This is a genomic window from Streptomyces sp. NPDC001002 (assembly GCF_053599215.1).
In genome coordinates, this window is record NZ_JBSFLV010000004.1 from 137,924 (window position 1) to 158,686 (window position 20,763).

Sequence of the window (20,763 nt, forward strand, 5' to 3'; positions counted from 1 at the left end):
CCGACCGGAGGGTGGGCACCGTGCGGATGTACCCGGAGCCGACGGGCGAGGTGCGCATGAGTCTGTCACTGCGCTTCGCCGCCGGATCGCACAAAGGCATGATCCGCGAGGGCAACGAGGACTCCGGATACGCCGGTCCGCGCCTGCTCGCCATCGCCGACGGCATGGGCGGCGCCGCCGCCGGTGAGGTCGCCTCCTCCGAGGCCATCTCCGTCATCGTGGCGCTCGACGACGACGTACCGGGCTCCGACATCCTCACCTCCCTGGGCACGGCCGTGCAGCGGGCCAACGACCAGCTGCGCATGATGGTCGAGGAGGACCCCCAGCTGGAGGGCATGGGCACCACGCTCACCGCCCTGCTGTGGACCGGCCAGCGCCTCGGCCTCGTGCACGTCGGCGACTCGCGCGCGTACCTGCTGCGCGACGGTGTGCTGACGCAGATCACGCAGGACCACACCTGGGTGCAGCGGCTGGTCGACGAGGGCCGGATCACCGAGGAGGAGGCCACCACCCACCCGCAGCGCTCCCTGCTGATGCGCGCGCTGGGCAGTGGCGACCATGTCGAGCCCGACCTCTCCATCCGTGAAGTCCGGGCCGGCGACCGCTACTTGATCTGCTCCGACGGTCTGTCCGGGGTGGTGTCCCACCAGACCCTGGAGGACACCCTCGCCAGCTACCAGGGCCCCCAGGAGACCGTGCAGGAGCTGATCCAGCTCGCGCTGCGCGGCGGCGGCCCCGACAACATCACGGTGATCATCGCCGACGTCCTCGACCTCGACACCGGGGACACCCTCGCCGGGCAGCTCTCCGACACCCCGGTCGTGGTCGGCGCGGTCGCCGAGAACCAGCATCAGCACCAGCAGCACGACAACGGCATCATGCAGACCCCGGCCGGCCGCGCCTCCGGGCTCGGCCGCCAGGGTCACGGCCAGGGCGGGGGCGGCGAGTTCGGCCCGCCCGGCTCCGGCGACACCACCGGTTACGTGCCCGCGGGCGGCTTCGGCGACTACTCCGACGAGGACTTCGTCAAGCCCGGCAAGGGCCGCAAGTGGCTGAAGAGATCCTTCTACAGCGTGCTCGCACTCGCCGTCATCGGCGGTGGCCTGTACGGCGGTTACCGCTGGACGCAGAACCAGTACTACGTCGGCACCAAGGGCGAACACGTCGCGCTGTACCGGGGCATCAGCCAGGACCTGGCCTGGGTCTCGCTCTCGAAGGTCCAGAAGGACCACCCCGAGATCGAACTCAAGTACCTGCCGCCCTACCAGCAGAAGCAGGTCAGGGCCACGATCGCCGAAGGCGGGCTGAAGGACGCCCAGTCGAAGGTCGACGAGCTCTCCGTGCAGGCCTCCGCCTGCAAGAAGGAGTCCGAGCGCGAGGCCGCCGAGAGCGAGAACAGCTCGAAGACCGGTACGGGCGAGGCGGGTGGGACCACGGGAACCACAAACACCTCACTCACGTCCAAGGCCACGCCGAGCCCCTCGACCTCACCGAACCCGTCCACATCAGCGACCGCCCCGACCCCCAGCCCCGGCCCCAGCCTCTCGGAGGAGGAGCAGAAGGTCGTCTCGCTGTGCGGTAAGCAGTAGGGCAAGCCGTGAGAGGCCCCGTCACACGATGAGCAGTACTACCAACACACCGACGCACCACACGTCCACGATCGGCGCGATCGGCGCACCGAGCAGACGCAACACCGAGCTCGCCATGCTCGTGTTCGCCGTCGTCATCCCGGTCTTCGCCTACGCCAACGTGGGCCTGGCCATCGACGACCAGGTGCCGGCGGGCCTGCTGAGCTACGGCCTGGGCCTCGGCCTGCTGGCCGGCGTGGCGCATCTCGTCGTACGGAAGTTCGCCCCGTACGCGGACCCGCTGCTGCTGCCGCTGGCCACGCTGCTCAACGGACTCGGACTCGTCGCCATCTGGCGCCTGGACCAGTCCAAGCTGCTGCAGTCGATCGGGGTCGCCGGCGGCAAGGCGACCAACCAGCTGATCTACACCGCGCTCGGTATCGCGCTGTTCGCCGTCGTCCTGGTCTTCCTCAAGGACCACCGGGTGCTGCAGCGCTACACCTACATCTCGATGGTCGGCGCGCTGGTCCTGCTGCTCCTCCCGCTGGTCCCGGGCCTCGGCGCCAACATCACCTACGGCGCCAAGATCTGGATCCAGGTCGGCAGCTTCACCATCCAGCCGGGCGAGTTCGCCAAGATCGTGCTGGCGATCTTCTTCGCCGGCTACCTGATGGTCAAGCGCGACGCCCTGGCCCTGGCCAGCCGCCGCTTCATCGGCCTGTACCTGCCGCGCGGCCGCGACCTCGGCCCGATCATCGTCGTATGGATGATCTCGATCCTCATCCTGGTCTTCGAGACCGACCTCGGTACGTCGCTGCTGTTCTTCGGAATGTTCGTCATCATGCTGTACGTCGCCACCGAGCGGACCAGCTGGATCGTCTTCGGTCTGCTGATGTCCGCGGCCGGCGCGGTCGGTGTGGCCAGCTTCGAGCCGCACGTCCAGACCCGTGTGCAGGCCTGGCTCGACCCGATGCGCGAGTACACCCTCAGCCGCAACGGCAGCAGCGACGGCATCGTCCACTCCGAGCAGGCCATGCAGGCGCTGTGGGCCTTCGGCTCCGGCGGCACCCTCGGCACCGGCTGGGGCCAGGGCCACTCCGAGCTGATCCGCTTCGCCGCCAACTCCGACTTCATCCTCGCCACCTTCGGCGAGGAGCTGGGCCTGGCGGGCATCATGGCGATCCTGCTGATCTACGGCCTGATCGTGGAGCGCGGTGTGCGCACCGCGCTGGCCGCCCGCGACCCGTTCGGCAAGCTGCTCGCCGTCGGCCTGTCCGGCGCCTTCGCGCTGCAGGTCTTCGTCGTCGCCGGCGGCGTCATGGGCCTGATCCCGCTGACCGGTATGACGATGCCGTTCCTCGCGTACGGCGGTTCCTCCGTCATCGCCAACTGGGCGCTGATCGGCATCCTCATCCGCATCAGCGACACCGCCCGCCGCCCGGCGCCCGCCCCCGCCGGCAACCCCGACGCCGAGATGACCCAGGTGGTCCGCCCGTCATGAACAAGCCCCTGCGCCGGATCGCGATCTTCTGCGGTCTTCTGGTCCTCGCCCTGCTGGTGCGCGACAACTGGCTCCAGTACGTCCAGGCGGACAGCCTCAAGGACGACCCGAAGAACCGCCGCGTCACCATCGCCCGCTACTCCACCCCGCGCGGCGACATCGTCGTCGACGGCGACCCGATCACCGGCTCCACGAAGACGAGCAAGTCGGGGCTCAACGACCTTGAGTACAAGCGGACTTACAAGAACGGCCCCATGTGGGCGCCGGTCACCGGGTACGCCTCCCAGGCCTTCGGCGCCAACCAGCTGGAGTCCATCGAGGACGGCATCCTCACCGGCGACGACGACCGGCTCTTCTTCCGCAACACCCTGGACATGATCACGGGCAAGGAGAAGCAGGGCGGCAACGTCGTCACCACGCTGAACGGGGCCGCCCAGAAGGCCGCCTACGACGGTCTGAAGAAGCAGGGCGGCAAGGGCGCGGTCGCCGCGCTCGACCCGGCCACCGGCAAGATCCTGGCGCTGGCCTCGTACCCCTCGTACGACCCGTCGTCGTTCGCCGGGAACTCCACGGACGTGGACTCCAAGAACTGGACCAAGCTCCAGAAGAAGAACAACCCCGACGACCCGATGCTCAACCGCGCGCTGCGCGAGACCTACCCGCCGGGCTCCACCTTCAAGGTGGTCACCGCCGCCGCCGCGCTGCAGAACGGCCTGTACAAGACGGCCGACGAGAAGACCGACTCGCCGCTGCCCTACATCATGAAGGGCACCACGACCGAGCTGAAGAACGAGGGGAACATCCCCTGCAAGAACGCGACGATGCGGGTCGCGCTGCAGTACTCCTGCAACACCGTCTTCGGCAAGATCGGCTCCGACCTCGGCAACGACAAGATGCTGGCGGAGGCGAAGAAGTTCGGCTTCGACCAGGAGCAGTTCACGCCGGTCCGCTCCAGCGCCTCGGTCTTCTCCGACGACATGAACCCCTCGCAGACCGCGCTCTCCTCGATCGGCCAGTTCAACACCGCCGCGACCCCGCTCCAGATGGCCATGGTCGCCTCCGCGGTCGCCAACAACGGCAAGCTGATGAAGCCGTACATGGTCGACAAGCTCCAGTCCTCCAACGTCGACACGATCGAGCAGACCGACCCGGAGGAGCTGAGCCAGCCCCTGTCGTCGGAGAACGCGCAGATCCTGCAGTCGATGATGGAGACGGTCGTCAAGGACGGCACCGGCAAGAACGCGCAGATCGACGGCGTGACGGTCGGCGGCAAGACCGGCACCGCCCAGCACGGCGTGGAGAACAGCGAGAACCCCTACGCCTGGTTCCTCTCCTACGCCAAGCTCGGCGACGGCAGCACGCCGGTCGCCGTCGCGGTCGTGATCGAGGACGACAACGCCGTCCGTGACGACATCTCCGGCGGTGGCCTCGCGGCGCCGATCGCGAAGAGTGTGATGGAGGCGGTCATCAACTCCAAGAAGTGACGCCGCTCACCTCCCCTTCACATCGGTGCACGTTGCGATACCGGTCCTGTATCGGGTGACGGGCTTGGCCAGATCACACAAAGCCAGCCGGGTACGGTAGGCCCGGACGGCAGCCTCCGACCGCACAGCCGTGCCGGTCGGGACCGACGGAGAGGGCTGGTAGGGAACTATGGAAGAGCCGCGTCGCCTAGGCGGCCGGTACGAGCTGGGCCAGGTGCTCGGTCGTGGTGGCATGGCGGAGGTCTACCTCGCCCATGACACCCGCCTCGGCCGCACCGTGGCGGTGAAGACGCTACGCGCCGACCTCGCGCGCGACCCGTCCTTCCAGGCCCGCTTCCGCCGGGAGGCCCAGTCGGCCGCCTCGCTCAACCATCCTGCGATCGTCGCGGTCTACGACACGGGCGAGGACTACATCGACGGGGTCTCGATCCCGTACATCGTGATGGAGTACGTCGACGGGTCCACGCTGCGCGAGCTGTTGCACTCGGGCCGCAGGCTGCTGCCCGAGCGCACCCTGGAGATGACCATCGGGATCCTCCAGGCCCTGGAGTACTCCCACCGCGCCGGCATCGTCCACCGCGACATCAAGCCCGCCAACGTCATGCTCACGCGCAACGGCCAGGTCAAGGTCATGGACTTCGGCATCGCCCGCGCGATGGGCGACTCCGGTATGACGATGACGCAGACGTCCGCGGTGATAGGTACGGCTCAGTACCTCTCGCCGGAGCAGGCCAAGGGCGAGCAGGTCGACGCCCGCTCGGACCTCTACTCCACGGGCTGTCTGCTCTACGAACTCCTCACGGTCCGCCCGCCGTTCGTGGGCGACTCCCCGGTCGCGGTCGCGTACCAGCATGTGCGCGAGGAGCCGCAGCCGCCGTCGGTCTTCGACCCCGAGATCACGCCCGAGATGGACGCGATCGTCCTCAAGGCGCTGGTCAAGGACCCCAACTACCGCTACCAGTCGGCCGACGAGATGCGCATGGACATCGAGGCCTGCCTCGACGGCCAGCCGGTCGCGGCCACGGCGGCGATGGGTTCGGTGGGCTACGGCGGTTACGGCGACGACCAGGCGACGACGGCGCTGCGTGCGGCGGACGCCGGCGCGACGTCGATGCTGCCGCCGATGAACCCGGACGACGGTGGCTACGGCTACGACGACCGTCCGGACCGGCGCCGCCAGAAGAAGTCCAACACCTCGACGATCCTGCTGGTCGTGGCGGGCGTGCTGGTGCTGGTGGGCGCGATCCTGATCGGCAAGTGGGCGTTCGGCGGGAACAACGTCGGCAACGACGACGTGGCCGTGCCGAACCTCGTCAGCCTGTCCCAGTCGGACGCCGAGAAACAGCTGACCAACAGCGAGCTGAAGCTCGGGGACGTCACCAAGAAGCCCTGTGCCGACCAGGCCAAGGGCACGGTCTGCTCCTCGGACCCGGCGAGCGGCGCCAACATCAAGAAGGGCACCGCGGTCAACCTCGTGGTGTCGACCGGCGCGCCGAAGGTCGCCGTTCCCAGCGTCCTCGGCAAGAGCCTCGACGAGGCGACGGACATCCTTGAGGGCGACGACTACAAGTTCGTCATCAAGACCAAGACCCAGGTATCCACGGAGGACCCGAACACGGTCCTGAACCAGGACCCGCCGCTCGGCAAGGAAGTCGAGAAGGGCTCCACGATCACACTGACGATCGCGAAGGCCGAGGCGAAGTCCACGGTGCCCGACGTGGTCGGCCGGAGCTGTGACGACGCCAAGGCCCAGATGGCGGCCAGCAACCTGGTCGGCACCTGCGTCGACGAGGAGACCGACGACAACAACCAGGTCGACAAGGCCATCTCGACCGACCCGCAGGTCGGCACCCAGGTCGACAAGAACTCGACGGTCACCATCAAGATCGGCAAGGCCAAGCAGCAGGAACAGGTCCAGGTCCCGCAGATCCAGGGCCAGACCGTGGCGACCGCCCGCCAGGCGCTGCAGAATGTCGGCCTCCAACTCGGCAACGTCCAGGGCTCGAACGACGACAACGCGATCGTCCTCACGTCGGACCCGGTCCAGGGCACCACGGTCGACAAGGGCACCTCGGTGAACGTGGTAGCCGCCGGCAACGGCAACAACGGCGGAAACGACGGCGGCACCAACTTCTTCGGCGGCACGAGCGGCTAGCCGCCGACACCACCGACGAACAACAGAGGGCCCCCGCCGGAGAATCCGGCGGGGGCCCTCTGTTGCCCGAGGCCGCAGCGCCGCGTGTCCCCGCATATGACAACTCGTTGATCGGATCGGGCAGCGTCCGAGCTCTGCCCCGGCCTTACTGCCGCACGACGATCCGCTGTGGAGGACCACCGTGAGGAGCTGACTGCCAACGGCTACCAGGTACTGGCCGGTCCGCCACTGGCCCTCTTTAAGAGGGCCAGTGGGATCCAGTCACGTTCCAAAGCCCTCGCGCTCTTCTCCCGCCGCGCCGTCCTCAACGTCGCCATGCTCCTCAGGGACAGCGAAGTCGCACGTCAGGTGCGTGTGTACTTCCTGGACATGGAGTACCTGGCACGCACGCCGCCTGTGGAAAACTCGGTCCTCGCTGACGCCGTCTCCCTGCAGGTGTCCAAGTGACTCGGGTCAGCGCAGTTCTTTCGGTGGAGTCCGTTTGTTGTCCACCTTCTCCACTCTCACCAACTCGCCCCACACCACGTACCGATAGCGCGAGGTGTACACCGGCGTGCAGGTCGTCAGCGTGATGTAGTGGCCGGCCTTCTTCTTGCCGGACTCCTTCGGGACCTGCGCCAGGACCTGGACGTTGTACTTCGAGGTCTCCGGGAGGACGGCGTAGACCTTGTAGACGTACCACTTGTCCTTCGTCTCGAAGACGATCGGGTCGCCCTTGCTCAGCTTGTCGATGTTGTGGAACTTCGCGCCGTGGCCGTCGCGGTGGGCGGCGAGAGTGAAGTTGCCCTTCTTGTTCGACGTGGGGAGCGTGGCCTTGGCGGGGTCCGTGTAGTAGCCGGCCACACCGTTGTTGAGGATGCTCGTCGAGGTGCCCTTCTCTACCAGGACCTCGCCGTTCTTCATCGCGGGGACGTGCAGGAAGCCGATGCCGTTCTTGGTGTTCAGGGCGCCAGGACCCGTCGCCTCCTGGGACCAGTTGTCGCGGACCTTGTCGGCCTCCTTGTCGGCCTTGCGGTCGGCGACGACGTTGGTCCACCACAGCGAGTAGACGACGAACAGGCCGAGCACCAGGCCGCCGGTGATGAGGAGTTCGCCGAGGACGCTGACCGCCTGCGCGATCGGACCGGGCCCGCGACGGGCCTCGGGCGGCGGCGCGGGCGCATCCGTGTGCTCTTCGTGCTGTGTGCCGTCGGTGGTCGCTGCCACGTTCATCCGCCCCTACTCGACGAGCGCATCCGGCTTCCCCTTGCTGCGCGGCCGTTCCTCGACCATCTTGCCCCAGACGATCAACCGGTACTTGCTGGTGAACTCCGGCGTGCAGGTGGTGAGTGTGATGTAGCGGCCCGGTGCCGTGAATCCCGACCCCTTCGGGACGGGGTCGATCACGCTCGTGTTGCTCGGCGCCGTCGACGGCAGCATCGACGCGACCTTGTAGACGTAGTAGTCGTCCTGCGTCTCGACGACGACCTCGTCGCCCGCCTTCAGGCGGTTGATGTAACGGAACGGCTCGCCGTGCGTGTTGCGGTGACCCGCGAGCGAGAAGTTGCCGGTCTTCGCCGACGGCATCGCCGTCTTGAGAACGCCCTCGCCGTAGTGACCGACCATGCCCTTGTCGAGCACCTTCTTGTTGCTGACGCCCTCGGCGATCGGCACCACCACGTCCAGCTTGGGGATGTGGAGGATCGCGAAGCCCTGCCCCGGCTCGAAACTGCCCGGCGCCCGCTTGCCGCTGGCCCAGTCGTCCTGGAGGCTGCTCGTCTCCTTGTCCGCCTGCGCGTGCGCCCGGACGTTCGTCCACCACAGTTGGTAGCTGACGAACAGCAGCATCAGCACACCGGTGGTGATGAACACCTCACCGATCGCCCTGCTGGCCATCACCGCCGCACCGGGCTTACGGGCCTTGGCCTGCCGACGGGCCTCCATCCGGGAGAGCGGCGCCCCCGAACTCCCCTCGCCGGCCCCGGCGATCCCCGCGGACTCCGCCCCCGAGGGCGAACCCCCGTGCCGCCCGTGCCCTCCGTGGCTCCCGTGACCCCCATGGCCCCCGTGACGGCCCTTCGCGGCCTTTCTGCGGGCCGCTCGGCCCCCCACCGGGGTTCCTGTGGCGGATGAGGTCGCTGAGGCGGCAGACGGCGATATGAACCCGCCCGGCGGCGGCTCGGGTATCCGCAGCGCCACCGTCTCCTCGTCGATCGGCGGCTGGTACGCCTGCTCGGGCGCCTGCCGACCCACGGTCCAGTCCCCCAACGCCGAGGACGCCTCGTACGACTCCTGCCCGTACGAGGCGCCTGACTCGCGCTCGGGGCGCAGCGCGGTCACGCCGAGGCCCTGCCCACCACCGGGGCGAGCCCGGCCGACCTGCCCACCGCGCCCTCGTCGCCGCACTCCACCAGCCAGTTGGCCAGCATCAGGTGGCCGTGCTCGGTGAGCACCGACTCGGGGTGGAACTGCACGCCCTCGACCGGGAGTTCACGGTGCCGCAGCCCCATGACGATGCCGTCGTGGGTGCGCGCCGTGACCTCCAGCTCGGCCGGAACCGTCGACGGCTCGGCCGCGAGGGAGTGGTACCGGGTCGCCGTGAACGGCGTCGGCAGGCCCGCGAAGACGCCCTTGCCGCCGTGCTCGACCAAGGACGTCTTGCCGTGCAGCAGCTCCGGCGCGCGGTCCACGACCCCGCCGTACGCCACCTGCATCGACTGCATGCCCAGGCAGACGCCGAAGACGGGCACTCCGGTCGACGCGCAGTGGCGGACCATCTCGACGCAGACCCCGGCCTCCTCGGGCGTACCGGGGCCCGGGGACAGGAGCACGCCGTGGAAGCCGTCCTGGGCGTGCGCGGTCGACACCTCGTCGTTGCGCAGCACCTCGCACTCGGCGCCCAGCTGGTACAGGTACTGGACCAGGTTGAAGACGAAGCTGTCGTAGTTGTCGACGACGAGAATCCGCGCTGTCACTGGTTGTCCACCGTCACATCGTTGAAGGGAAGCAGCGGTTCGGCCCACGGAAAGACGTACTGGAACAGGACGTAGACCACGACCATCGCCAGCACGAGCGAGATGAGCGCCTTCACCCATGCGTTGCCCGGCAGATGCCGCCAGATCCAGCCGTACATGCCGTCCCTTCCGTTCCACCACGGCACCAGACTCACGCCGTACCGCACCAGACTAACGGCGTAGAGCCTGTGGTCTCCCGGCCTCCACCGGCTGCGTGGAGTCCAGGTGCGCCCACACGATCAGCCGGTGACTGTGTCCCCACTCGGGATCGCACGTGGTCAACGTGAGATACCGGCCTTCACGCGTATACCCCGACTTACGTGGGACAGGGTCGATCACCTCAACGTCCGTGGGGACGGTTTTGTAGGGGCCTTTGTCTATCCGATAGGTGAACCATGTCGTCCCGTCGGTCAGCACCACCGCGTCACCCGCGCGCAGCTTGGGGAAGTCCTTGAACGGATCCCCGTATGTCCGCCGATGCCCGGCGACCGCGAAGTTCCCCTCCTGCCCGAGCTGGGCGGTGCCCCGGTAGTGACCGAGGCCCTTCTTGAGGGTGTTCACGGCGGTGTCTTCCAACACGGGCTTGTTCCACGTGAAACCAAGCCGCGGGATGTACATGATCGCGAAAGGCCTGCCCGGACTGTAGGCCGCCGGCGCCTTCGGACTCACGGGCGCGGAAGCCGTAGGAGCCGCCGTGGCCCTGGGCTGGGCAGTCTGCTTCGCCCACTGCCCCTGGAGGACGTCGATCTGGTGGTTCATCGCGCCGTCCGCCCGGACCCCGGTCCAGAACAGTACGTAGACGACGAAGAGGACGATCAGCGCGCCGACCGTGATGCACAGTTCGCTGACGGTCCTGACGACAACGCGCACCGGCAGCTCCTGAACGGCTCAGTTCACCCCACGGGCTCGGCGTAGTGCAGATCCACTGTGCCCGAGTAGCCGGGCAGAGTCACCGTCCCGTCCTCGGTGACTTTCCAGCCGAGGCCGTAGACATTCACGTAGACCATGTAGTTCTGGATCGCCTTCGACGCGGACAGCGCCTGATTCAGCTTGTCGGGGTCCCCGACCGCGGTGATCTTGTACGGCGGTGAGTAGACCCGGCCCTGGAGGATCAGGGTGTTGCCCACGCAGCGCACGGCGCTGGTGGAGATGAGCCGCTGGTCCATGACCTTGATGCCCTCGGCGCCGCCCTGCCACAGCGCGTTCACCACGGCCTGGAGGTCCTGCTGGTGGATGACCAGGTAGTCGGGCTGCGGCTCGGGATAGCCGGGGAGCTTGGCGGTGGCGTCCGGCGGGGCGTCGTTCAGCGTGACGGTCATCGCCTTGCCCGTCACCTTCTGGGTGCCCGCGCTCTTCTCCAGGCCGGCGAGTTTGTCGTCCTCGGCCTTGGTGCTGCCGTCGTCACCCTCGGCGAGCGACTCGACGTCGTCGCGCAGCGACCCGTTGGACTCGTCCAGCCCCTTGTTCTTGTGGCTGCGCTCCTGGATGAGGTCGGAGAGCTTCAGCAAGGACGCGTCCGTGCGGATGTTGGTGCCCTTGGCGGTGTTGAAGCTGGTGAAGAAGATGAGTCCCGCGAGGGCGAAGACGGCCACCGTGAGCACCCGCACCGGCCGCAGCCGACGACGCGCGGGTTCGGGGCCGGAACCCGTTGTACCCGTACCGGGGGAGTCGGCAGAATTGGTCAACGTACCCTTATCTCCTTCGGCGCCGCGGAAGCACTACGCTAACGGACGCCCGGGGGAGCACTAGGGCCTGCCCGGCGGATCAGGCCGGCTATGAGGCGCGGTGCCTCTTGGCCGACCCGAGCGGGGTCTGGTGCGTGCAGCTGCAAGGCGGAGGAGGGAGTCGACGCGGAGCGTCGGCGACCGACGACAACGCCGCAGATGTGCGTGCCAGGGCCCGCGACGCCGGACTGATCCGCCGGGGAGGTCCTAGGAGTCCCCTTGTACGCTGCCCCGGAGCCCGATCCAGTTACCTGCGCGGCCACGCAGCGCATCGACAGGAGAGACCCTCGTGCCGAAGTCACGTATCCGCAAGAAGGCCGACTACACGCCGCCACCGGCGAAGCAGGCGACCGCCATCAAACTGAACAGCCGTGCATGGGTGGCACCCGTGATGCTGGCCATGTTCCTCATCGGGCTGGCCTGGATCGTCGTCTTCTATGTGTCGGACGGGTCGATGCCCATCGACAGCCTGGACAACTGGAACATCGTGGTGGGCTTCGGCTTCATCGCCGCCGGATTCGGTGTCTCCACGCAGTGGAAGTAGCGGCCACCACCAGGTGAACGCAGCTCTGCCCACGGCTATCCGCTGAGTTATCCACAGCCGTTGTCCACATGGGGAAAAGAAAGACGATCTGTGGATAACCCATCGGGTGTTGACGCTGGTGTGACAGACCTACCGGCAACCGAAAACTCGTTCGCCCCCTGCCTGACCTGCATGTATGCCGGTCGGTGACAGGGGGCGACGCCGTTCCCCCACCGTGTGCACTAGATCCGCCACACGCTGTGGACAACGGTTCGGTATCAGGTGAGCTGTGCGGTCCTGATCAGGGTCATGGCGACCACGACGACGAGGACCACCGCGCACGTCCCGTACTGCACCAGGTTCCGCCGCTCGCGCGGGGCGTGGACCATCGCGTAGCCGGTGATGACGCCCGCGACGAGGCCGCCGATGTGGGCCTGCCAGGCGATGTTGCTCCAGCCGAAGGTGAAGATGAGGTTGATCACCAGCAGGGCGATGACCGGCCGCATGTCGTAGTTGAGCCGGCGCATCAGGATGGCGGTGGCACCGAAGAGCCCGAAGATCGCGCCCGAGGCACCCAGCGACGGCTGGTTGGCGGCGGCGATCAGGTAGGTGAGCGCGCTGCCCGCCAGTCCGGACACGAAGTAGAGCGCGAGGTAGCGGGCGCGGCCGAGGGCGGCTTCCAGGGGGCCGCCGATCCACCACAGGCTGAGCATGTTGAAGAGGATGTGGATGTAGCTGCCGTGCAGGAACATCGCGGTCAGCATGCGGTACCACTGGCCCTCGGCGATCCCCTCGACCGAGCCGAGGACCGGCACGTAGGCCTGGCCGAGCAGATCGAAGCGGTCGGTGAAGCGGTCGCCGACGGAGAGCTGGACGAGGAAGACCGCGAGGTTCACGCCGACCAGGATCTTGGTCATCAGCCGCGGGTCGGCGGTGACGGTTCCGCCGGCGAGGGTGCGGGGGCGGCTCGCGGCGGGGGTGTGGCGGGTGCCGGAATCGCCGCGGGCGCACTCGGGGCACTGGAAGCCGACGGACGCGTCGACCATGCACTCGGGGCAGATCGGCTTGTCGCAGCGGGTGCAGCGGACGCCGGTCTCGCGGTCCGGGTGGCGGTAGCAGCCGGGCAGGCGCTGGGCGTCCTGCGAGCTGTCGGCGGCTCGGTCGTCCATGACATCCCCCAGGTCGTCGCATAGGTGGTCGCGCGCGAGGGCGTGCACGAAATGCACCGCCCCGCCCAATCTTTACGGATGGGCGGGGCGTTTGGTTCCTGCCCTGCGGGGTTCCCGGTCTGTGCGGCTCGCTCCCGCGGGTCGGGTTCAGCTCTCGCGGGTCTCCACGACGACCGTCTCGATGACGACGTCGTCGAGCGGGCGGTCGGTGCGCGGGTTGGTCTGCAGGGCGGCGACGGCGTCGACGACCTTCTGGCTGGCCGGGTCGGTGACCTCGCCGAAGATGCTGTGCTTGCGGTTCAACCAGGTCGTGGGGGCGAGGGTGATGAAGAACTGGGAGCCGTTGGTGGCCGGGCCCGCGTTGGCCATGGCCAGCACATACGGCTTGTTGAAGGAGAGGTCCGGGTGGAACTCGTCCTCGAACTGGTAGCCGGGCCCACCGGTGCCGTTGCCCAGCGGGTCGCCGCCCTGGATCATGAATCCGCTGATCACCCGGTGGAAGACCGTGCCGTCGTAGAGCTTGTCCGAGGACTTCTCGCCGGTCTCGGGGTTGGTCCACTCACGCTGGCCCTGGGCGAGCTCGACGAAGTTCCGGACCGTCTTGGGGGCGTGGTTCGGCAGGAGCCGGACTTCGATGTCGCCGTGGTTGGTCTTCAGGGTGGCGTAGAGCTGCTCGGCCACGATCTGCCTTCCGTTGTCTTCCTTGTGCCGCCCCGATCCTCCCACGCCCCGTGCCCTGCTCGCGGAAATCGGCCGAGTGCCCCCGGGGCGGGCGCGCTCGCCGTCGATCCGTGGCATTGTCGACGACAAGCTCCCGTTGCACCGCATTCATCCTCTATTGGACTTGGCCAACATGCCCCGGGGTGTGGTGGCAGGCATGATCCGTAAAAGGGTGGAAAGTCGAATTACGTACGCCACCGAGGAGGAGGAACCAGTGACCCGCATCGACAGCGTGCGCGCCGCGACCGGTTCGGCGAAGGACAGCGTGCTGCACGCCGCGGAAGTGGTGGCGCCCTACGCCGACACGGCCAAGGACAAGGCCGCCCACTACGCACAGGAGGCCCGCGTCCGGCTCGCGCCGCGGGTCTCGCTCGCCGCCGACCAGGCCCGCGTCCAATACGACGCCCATCTCGCGCCGCGCCTGGAACAGGCGCGTACGCATGTGCCGCCCAAGGTCGACCAGGCCGCCCACGACGCCGCGATCCGTACCCGGCAGGCCGCTCGCCAGGCCGCCGACTACTCCCGGCCGAGGATCGAGCAGGCGGTAGCCGCCGCCGGGCCCGTGCGCGAGGAGGCCACCGCGCGAGGGGCGGCCGCGCTGGCCGCGCTGCGCGGACAGGTCTCCCCGAAGGAGATCCAGAAGCTGGCCCGCAAGCACCAGCGTCGGGCGCGGGCCGGTCGGGCCGCGAAGACCCTGCTGGTGGTCGGCGTGCTCGCGGGTGGCGCCTTCGCCGCCTGGAAGTGGTGGGACAAGCAGGCCAACCCGGACTGGCTGGTCGAGCCGCCCGCGGCGACCGAGGTCCCCGAGACCGGCCGGCTCACGTCGGTGGACGGCAGCCTCGGTGAGACCGACCTCGACCCCGAGGTACAGGTCAAGGAGGCCGAGGAAGAGGCCGCCCAGCGTGACGAGGGCCGGTAGACGTTCGATCGACCCTGACCTGGGGCCCCCGGCGCGGTTGCCGGGGGCCCTTCGTCGTCCGCACGACAGGCCGCAGAACAGATCGGACAACAGGTCGGACAACAGGTCGGACAACAGGTCGGACAAAAAACGGGCCGAGCGGTTTCTTTATTTGTGGAATCAGGGACTACTCCCCGTCCGTACGTGACGCATACACGGGAACAGGGCCCACGAACCCCATCATCCCGGGCGAAGCCGCCACGCAGGACCCGACGAAACAGACCGCGTGGTCCGGTAGAGTGCTCGCCACACCCTGTCAGACGGCGGTTCGACGAGGCGCCGCCGGCACGGAACGACGGAACGCACGCCTCGAAGGGGACGACATGGCCAAGCAGGCCCGCGCGGTGCAGACGCGGCGCTCGATCGTGGAGGCCGCGGCCAGCGTGTTCGCCGAGTTCGGCTACGAGCGGGCGGCCACGTCGGAGATCCTGCGCCGGGCGCACGTCACCAAGGGCGCGATGTACTTCCACTTTCCGTCCAAGGAGTCCCTCGCCCAGGCGGTCATGGACGAACAGATCTCGCTGGTGCACGTGGAGCCACAGCTCTCGCCCCTGCAGTCGGTCATCGACAGCACCCACCGGTTCGCCCACGTGCTCTGCCACGACGCCCTCGCCCGGGCCGGTACGCGACTGTCCATCGAGGGCGTGCACTTCGGCGGCACCCACCCGTGGGGCGACTGGCTCGACCGCACCACCCGGCTGCTGGCCGAGGGCCAGGAACAGGGCGAGGTGCTCCCCCAGGTCGATCCCCGGGAGACCGCCGAGTTCGTCGTGGCCGCCTTCACCGGCGTCCAGTTGGTCTCCGAGGCCCTCAGCCGGCGGGCCGACCTGCGCGTCCGGGTCGCCGGGATGTGGCGGCACATCCTGCCGTCCATCGCCCACCCGGCCACCATCGCCCGGCTCCGCCCGGAAGGCGCCACCGAGGTCGGCGAGGAGACCGGGGTCCACGCCGGTACGGCCTGAGCAGCGGCTTGCCGGCCTGCGGCCCCTCGTACACGAGAAAACCCCCGTCCGACCGCGTTTCCGCAGGTCGGACGGGGGTTCTTGCTGTGGAGCCTAGGGGAGTCGAACCCCTGACATCTGCCATGCAAAGACAGCGCTCTACCAACTGAGCTAAGGCCCCGGAAAAGTAGCGCCCGCCGGAGGAAACCCACACCGGTCGGCGCCGCAGACCAGAGTACCGGGTCACCCCCCGTATCTCGCAAAAAGATTGGGGGTCCCCGCTGGCGACCACTCTCCGTAAGATGCTCGGCGTGGTTCGCGACAGCGAACCACCGTACTTGGGGAAGCGATGGGGAGACGCAATGGACGCCGCACAGCAGGAAGCGACCGCAAGAGCGCGGGAACTGCAGCGGAACTGGTACGGGGAGCCGCTGGGGGCGCTCTTCCGTAAGCTCATAGAAGATCTCGGCCTCAACCAGGCCAGGCTCGCGGGGGTGCTGGGCCTGTCCGCGCCGATGCTGTCACAGCTGATGAGCGGTCAGCGGGCGAAGATCGGCAACCCGGCCGTCGTACAGCGGGTTCAGCTGCTGCAGGACCTGGCGGGGCAGGTCGCGGACGGCAGCGTGAGCGCCGCGGAGGCCACCGAACGCATGGAGGAGATCAAGAAGTCCCAGGGGGGCTCGGTGCTCAGCAACACCACGACCACGACGAGCAGTTCGGGTGCGCCGACGGTCAAGCGGGTGGTCCGCGAGATCCAGTCGCTGCTCCGCTCGGTGGCCGCCGCCGGCGACATCATCGATGCCGCCGACACCCTCGCCCCGACCCACCCGGAACTGGCAGAGTTCCTCCGGGTCTACGGCGCCGGCCGCACCTCGGACGCGGTCGCGCACTACCAGTCCCACCAGAGCTGAACCGGGGGCCCGGTCGCCGAAGGGGGTTCGGCAGCCGGGCCGACGGCCACGGCAAAGGAGGACACGAGGCGCGGGGGCTCGGGTCACGGGGGCGGGTTACGGGTCACACGGGGGCGGGTCACGGGGGTTCGTGTCACAGGGGGTTCGGGCCTCGGGGGAGGCTCGAAACATGGAGGCACGGGACACGGGGGTCCAGGTCTTGGAGACACGGGACACGGGGGGTTCCGGTCTCGGGGGCACTGGCTACGGGGGTCCAGGTCTCCGAGGTACGGGCCACGGGGGTGCAGGAGCGCGGGGCACGAGAGGGTCGTATCACTCATCACCGGCCACAACCGGCCGACATCGACCATCGCTTACCTTCGCCGACCACCACCGACCACCGTTGACCAACGCCCGACCGAGAAACCGCGCGAGAGGGAGTCGTATCGCTCATTGAAGGGGAGGTGAGGGGAAGCAACGGGGTATCCGAAGGGGGAGGAGCGACGCACAGCCATGGGTGAGGTCTTCGCCGGACGGTACGAACTGGTCGACCCGATCGGACGCGGTGGGGTCGGCGCAGTCTGGCGTGCCTGGGACCACCGCCGCCGCCGATATGTGGCAGCCAAGGTCCTCCAACAGCGCGATGCCCACGCCCTGTTGCGCTTCGTGCGCGAGCAGGCCCTGCGTATCGATCACCCCCATGTACTCGCACCGGCCAGCTGGGCCGCCGACGACGACCAGGTCCTGTTCACCATGGACCTGGTGGCCGGCGGCTCACTGGTCCACCTGGTGGGGGACTACGGCCCCCTGCCACCCGCCTTCGTGTGCACGCTGATCGACCAGCTCCTGTCAGGTCTGGCCGCCGTGCACGCGGAAGGCGTCGTACACCGTGACATCAAGCCCGCCAACGTGCTCCTCGAAGCCACCGGCACCGCCCGACCGCGCCTGCGGCTGTCCGACTTCGGCATCGCCATGCGGCTGGGCGAGCCGCGCCTGACGGAGACCAACCTCGTGGTGGGAACGCCCGGTTATCTCGCGCCCGAACAGATGATGGGCTCCGAACCGGACTTCCCCGCCGACCTGTTCGCCGTCGGCCTGGTCGCGCTGTATCTGCTGGAGGGCGCGAAGCCGGACGCCAAGGCCCTCGTCCAGTACTTCGCGGAGTACGGCACACCGAGCGCTCCCAAAAGCGTCCCCGAGCCGCTCTGGCAGGTCGTGGCCACGCTGCTGCAGCCGGACCCGGTCGCACGCTTCCGCACGGCCACGGGGGCGCGCAAGGCACTCGCCGCCGCCCGCGAACTCCTCCCGGAGCCCGGCCCCGACGACGAGCTGATCGAGATCTTCGACCAACTCGGGCCGCTCCCAACGGGGTTCGTACCCGAGGGACCGCTGAAGGCGGCCGCGGGGGTGGACACGGGTTCGTTGGCGGGAAGCGGTACAGGCACCGGCGGCGCCGCCGGCTCCGTAGGCGGAGGAAGCCGTCAAGGGCCGTATCGGCCGGGCGATTCCACCACCGACCGAAGCGGGATGCCGTCCCGGCCGTCGGACCCTCGCCGGAGCACCGGCCCTCAACCGCCGTCCGACAACTCCTCGCCCTCCCCTTCTCCTTCCATTTCCACCTCGTCCAGCATGTCGGACACGGGCAGCTTCCATCTGCCACCACCTCAGAGCACCGACTCGTCCCCCGGCATCCCGATCCCGGCCTCCGTCCCCACTCCGCAGACTCCGCAGCCCCACCAGGGCACCCAGCACCAACCACAGCAACCCGACCACCCCGCCGTCGCCTCTCCCCACGACCCCACGCATGTGCTCTTCTCCCCCCAGCCACCCGTCCCGCGTGCTGAACCCTCTACTGCTTCGTACACCGCCCAAGTCCCGCAGGTTCCACCTCCCGCGGAGAAAACTTCGCGCCGGTCCCACCGAGCCACCCGCGCCGCACGCCGGGCCGGCCCGCCCGCCAAGGTCGCAATCCCGCTCCTGCTGCTGGCGCTGACCTGCTACGCGGTCGGCTTCTGGGCCCTGACCCAGATCTGAACGGCAGCTCCAGTCACCGTCGGCGTCCCCGTCACAAGGCCCCGGCCCGACGCCGAGCCACGACGGTCCACGCGCCCAACCCCAGCAGCACCGCCGTGCCACCGCCGATACCGCCCACGGCGAGAGCCGTCATCGCGGTGTCGCCATCTCCCCCGGTCCCGCTTCCCTCAGCACCGCCGTCCGCAGGCGCATCCGCTCCCTGCCCTGCGACCTCGAACATGTTCCGCGGCACGGACTGCCCCGCGTATCCGGGCCCGCCCCGCACCTCGCCCTTCACCCCGACCCGCAGGCTCAGTCCGAACGGCCCGTCGCCGAAGTCGTCGGCGACACCCTCGGCGAGGTGCACGACCAGGTAGTACGTGCCGGCGAACCGCATCCCGTTCACCCGGTCGGAGAACGCGTAGCGGTTGACGTAGTCGACCGGCGGCACAGCGTCGAGGGCGGCGGTCTTCTGGCGGCCGTCGTAGCTGACGCTCGCGTCCTCGACATCGGCGCGCACGGGGTTGTAGAGGGCGAGGTCCAGCGCGCCGGGCGCGAGCCCTGTGGGGCCGCCGGAGCTGCCCAGTTCGGCGGCGGCGGAGAGCTGTTGGCCCCAGCCGACCGGGACTTCGTAGAAGAGCGTCTGCCCGGGCGCGATGTCGGTGCGCCACACGCCCTGTCCCACAGCGGCGGCCCGAGCGAATCCCGCGCCTCCTCGGCGCACCTTGGCTTCGCCCGTGGGGACGCTGGGCGAGGCGGAGTCCCACACCTTGGGCGCGCTCGTCGCGCCGACCGCCTTGAGGCGGGGTTCGGTCGTGGCGGTGAGCTCCAGGTCCCAGGCGCCGGGCGAGGTGTCCGTCGTACCGGAACGTTCGACGACGACGTAGTACGCGCCGGCGTCCTCGCACACCGCGTCGCGGGGGGAGGTCGTACGAGCGCCCCAGGTGGTGACGGGGTGCGGGCTGCGGGACGCGCCGAAGCTCGCGGTCTCGAAGGAGCAGGAGCGGCCGTCGGCGTTCTGCATCCACACCTTGATGCCGGAGGTGACGGAGAGTTCGCCGCCGGTGCGCGGAACGGCGGTGACGGAGACATACGCGTTCGAGGAGTCGTCGAGGTCGAGGCGGTAGTAGACCTTCGCGCTCTCGGGGAGGGTGCTGCGGTAGGTGCTGCCGGGCTCGACGAGGGGCGCGTCCGCGGTACCCGACGCCCCGTCGACGGGCAGAGCGCCCGGCGCGAAGGCGTAGCCCAAGGGGGAGGCCTCACCCGAGGCGGAGGTGCTGGCCGAGGGGGAAGTACTGGTCGAGAGAGAGGTACTGGTCGAGGGGGAGGCGGTCGAGCGGAAGGAGATGTCTGAGGGGGAGGAGGCGTCCGGGTCCGACCTGCCGACCGCCGTCGCGGTCCCCGCCGGCCAGGACGTCAGCCCCGCGGCCGTGCACAGCACCACCGCGCCGACCGCCACACGCGCGCGTGCCGACGGACGACCGCGCCGCGCCCCAGCACGCGACGGACGACCGTGCCAGATCCCGGCACACGACGGACGACCGCACCACGCCCCGGCACACCACAACGCCGTACGCCACCCCGCCGTACGCCGCCGCCCCATCCCGCGTCACCCCTAGTCGTCACGTCGTCACCCGGACCCGCAAGGCCGTGGCCCATCCTGCCCCGCACGGCCGCGCGTCATCCGCGCATTCCGTACGAGCGTCCGAAACGCCCTGCTCCGACCCCGATGTGACGCCACTCCAGCCCCTCGACGCCCCGACCCCGATGTGACGCACTTCCAGCCCCTCGCCACCCCGACCCGCCCCCGGACAACGCAAAACCCCGACCGCGGGGCGGCCGGGGTTTTCAGTATCGGTTGTCGGTGCTCAGGAACCCGTGGGCACGGAGTCAGTTGCCTCCGTCCACAGGTCCTGCTCGGCGCGATCCGCCTGGATCTGGCGGTACACGAGGAGCCCGCCGATGGCGGCCAGTGCGACCAGGAGAAGCTTCTTCACCGCGCGACCTCGTCTTTCTTTGACGTAGGGGACCTCTGGCGCCCGACTATACACACCGCCCGATATCGATCGGTGACCTGCGTGGGCCCCCTCAACTCCCCTCCCACGCACCGCAGTAGAACCGGAA

General features: G+C 68.9%; 20 protein-coding genes, 1 tRNA gene and 1 pseudogene. 11 read left to right on the plus strand and 11 right to left on the minus strand.

Translation table 11 applies throughout. The features are described from left to right. Positions 1 to 26 precede the first annotated feature (26 nt). From ACWDR3_RS03825 to ACWDR3_RS03845, 5 genes are all read left to right on the plus strand, one after another. Positions 27 to 1,589: a Stp1/IreP family PP2C-type Ser/Thr phosphatase gene (locus tag ACWDR3_RS03825; RefSeq protein WP_450350594.1), complete on the plus strand. Its 1,563-nt coding sequence runs from the start codon at positions 27 to 29 to the stop codon at positions 1,587 to 1,589. A 28-nt stretch (positions 1,590 to 1,617) separates the two neighbouring features. Continuing rightward, entirely contained in the window at positions 1,618 to 3,069 is a 1,452-nt protein-coding gene (locus ACWDR3_RS03830) for an FtsW/RodA/SpoVE family cell cycle protein (RefSeq protein ID WP_450350544.1), read from the plus strand. Continuing rightward, positions 3,066 to 4,553 (plus strand): peptidoglycan D,D-transpeptidase FtsI family protein, encoded by a 1,488-nt coding sequence (locus ACWDR3_RS03835; protein WP_450350545.1) that lies wholly within the window; start codon positions 3,066 to 3,068, stop codon positions 4,551 to 4,553. The genes ACWDR3_RS03830 and ACWDR3_RS03835 overlap by 4 nt, the downstream gene beginning before the upstream one ends. 169 nt (positions 4,554 to 4,722) lie before the next feature. Then, positions 4,723 to 6,708 (plus strand): Stk1 family PASTA domain-containing Ser/Thr kinase, encoded by a 1,986-nt coding sequence (gene pknB, locus ACWDR3_RS03840; RefSeq protein ID WP_450350547.1) that lies wholly within the window; start codon positions 4,723 to 4,725, stop codon positions 6,706 to 6,708. A 168-nt stretch (positions 6,709 to 6,876) separates the two neighbouring features. After that, positions 6,877 to 7,155, plus strand: coding sequence for a hypothetical protein (locus ACWDR3_RS03845; protein WP_450350548.1), 279 nt, complete (start codon positions 6,877 to 6,879; stop codon positions 7,153 to 7,155). A 6-nt stretch (positions 7,156 to 7,161) separates the two neighbouring features. Here ACWDR3_RS03845 and ACWDR3_RS03850 read toward each other — a convergent pair whose 3' ends face one another. From ACWDR3_RS03850 to ACWDR3_RS03875, 6 genes are read right to left on the minus strand one after another with little or no spacing between them, the layout of a single operon-like run. Then, positions 7,162 to 7,920 carry a class E sortase gene (locus ACWDR3_RS03850; protein WP_450350550.1) on the minus strand — a complete coding sequence of 253 codons (759 nt, stop codon included), beginning with the start codon at positions 7,918 to 7,920 and terminating at the stop codon, positions 7,162 to 7,164. A 6-nt stretch (positions 7,921 to 7,926) separates the two neighbouring features. Next, positions 7,927 to 9,027 (minus strand): class E sortase, encoded by a 1,101-nt coding sequence (locus ACWDR3_RS03855; protein WP_450350552.1) that lies wholly within the window; start codon positions 9,025 to 9,027, stop codon positions 7,927 to 7,929. Then, entirely contained in the window at positions 9,024 to 9,662 is a 639-nt protein-coding gene (locus tag ACWDR3_RS03860) for an aminodeoxychorismate/anthranilate synthase component II (RefSeq protein WP_450350553.1), read from the minus strand. Before ACWDR3_RS03860 ends, ACWDR3_RS03855 begins: the two co-directional genes overlap by 4 nt. Further along, entirely contained in the window at positions 9,659 to 9,856 is a 198-nt protein-coding gene (locus ACWDR3_RS03865; protein WP_185146162.1) for a hypothetical protein, read from the minus strand. The genes ACWDR3_RS03860 and ACWDR3_RS03865 overlap by 4 nt, the downstream gene beginning before the upstream one ends. A gap of 16 nt (positions 9,857 to 9,872) precedes the next feature. After that, a complete protein-coding gene (locus tag ACWDR3_RS03870; protein ID WP_450350554.1) occupies positions 9,873 to 10,571 on the minus strand; it encodes a class E sortase in 699 nt (232 codons plus the stop codon). Between the two features lie 23 nt (positions 10,572 to 10,594). Then, positions 10,595 to 11,386 carry a DUF881 domain-containing protein gene (locus ACWDR3_RS03875; RefSeq protein WP_450350556.1) on the minus strand — a complete coding sequence of 264 codons (792 nt, stop codon included), beginning with the start codon at positions 11,384 to 11,386 and terminating at the stop codon, positions 10,595 to 10,597. A 328-nt stretch (positions 11,387 to 11,714) separates the two neighbouring features. On the opposite strand from ACWDR3_RS03875, the gene crgA reads away from it, so the two are divergent. Further along, complete coding sequence (gene crgA, locus ACWDR3_RS03880; protein WP_123998946.1) at positions 11,715 to 11,969, plus strand: cell division protein CrgA; 255 nt, start codon at positions 11,715 to 11,717, stop codon at positions 11,967 to 11,969. 257 nt (positions 11,970 to 12,226) lie between these two features. Here the strand turns inward: crgA and ACWDR3_RS03885 are convergent, their stop codons facing one another. Next, positions 12,227 to 13,117, minus strand: coding sequence for a rhomboid family intramembrane serine protease (locus ACWDR3_RS03885; RefSeq protein ID WP_450350558.1), 891 nt, complete (start codon positions 13,115 to 13,117; stop codon positions 12,227 to 12,229). Between the two features lie 147 nt (positions 13,118 to 13,264). Then, the gene (locus ACWDR3_RS03890) at positions 13,265 to 13,798 is read right to left on the minus strand and encodes a peptidylprolyl isomerase (RefSeq protein WP_450350560.1); all 534 of its coding nucleotides are present in this window, start codon (positions 13,796 to 13,798) and stop codon (positions 13,265 to 13,267) included. A 253-nt stretch (positions 13,799 to 14,051) separates the two neighbouring features. Here ACWDR3_RS03890 and ACWDR3_RS03895 point away from each other — a divergent pair, with 253 nt between their 5' ends. Together ACWDR3_RS03895 and ACWDR3_RS03900 are read left to right on the plus strand one after the other, a co-directional pair. Then, the gene (locus tag ACWDR3_RS03895; RefSeq protein WP_450350561.1) at positions 14,052 to 14,756 is read left to right on the plus strand and encodes a DUF5324 family protein; all 705 of its coding nucleotides are present in this window, start codon (positions 14,052 to 14,054) and stop codon (positions 14,754 to 14,756) included. 362 nt (positions 14,757 to 15,118) lie between these two features. After that, positions 15,119 to 15,730: pseudogene (locus ACWDR3_RS03900) on the plus strand (ScbR family autoregulator-binding transcription factor); the annotation flags it as partial. Between the two features lie 114 nt (positions 15,731 to 15,844). On the opposite strand, the gene ACWDR3_RS03905 reads toward ACWDR3_RS03900, so the two are convergent. Further along, positions 15,845 to 15,917: transfer RNA gene (locus ACWDR3_RS03905), tRNA-Ala, on the minus strand. 181 nt (positions 15,918 to 16,098) lie between these two features. Between ACWDR3_RS03905 and ACWDR3_RS03910 the strand changes: the two genes are divergently transcribed. After that, on the plus strand, positions 16,099 to 16,647 hold the full coding sequence (locus ACWDR3_RS03910; RefSeq protein WP_280876032.1) for a helix-turn-helix domain-containing protein: 549 nt from the start codon (positions 16,099 to 16,101) through the stop codon (positions 16,645 to 16,647). A 492-nt stretch (positions 16,648 to 17,139) separates the two neighbouring features. Further along, entirely contained in the window at positions 17,140 to 18,660 is a 1,521-nt protein-coding gene (locus tag ACWDR3_RS03915; RefSeq protein ID WP_450350563.1) for a protein kinase domain-containing protein, read from the plus strand. Positions 18,661 to 18,691: 31 nt separating this feature from the next. Here ACWDR3_RS03915 and ACWDR3_RS03920 read toward each other — a convergent pair whose 3' ends face one another. Then, positions 18,692 to 19,888, minus strand: coding sequence for a hypothetical protein (locus ACWDR3_RS03920; protein ID WP_450350565.1), 1,197 nt, complete (start codon positions 19,886 to 19,888; stop codon positions 18,692 to 18,694). A 97-nt stretch (positions 19,889 to 19,985) separates the two neighbouring features. On the opposite strand from ACWDR3_RS03920, the gene ACWDR3_RS03925 reads away from it, so the two are divergent. After that, a complete protein-coding gene (locus ACWDR3_RS03925) occupies positions 19,986 to 20,258 on the plus strand; it encodes a hypothetical protein (protein WP_450350567.1) in 273 nt (90 codons plus the stop codon). A 249-nt stretch (positions 20,259 to 20,507) separates the two neighbouring features. Here ACWDR3_RS03925 and ACWDR3_RS03930 read toward each other — a convergent pair whose 3' ends face one another. Continuing rightward, a complete protein-coding gene (locus ACWDR3_RS03930; RefSeq protein ID WP_003999697.1) occupies positions 20,508 to 20,636 on the minus strand; it encodes a DLW-39 family protein in 129 nt (42 codons plus the stop codon). Positions 20,637 to 20,763: the final 127 nt, after the last annotated feature.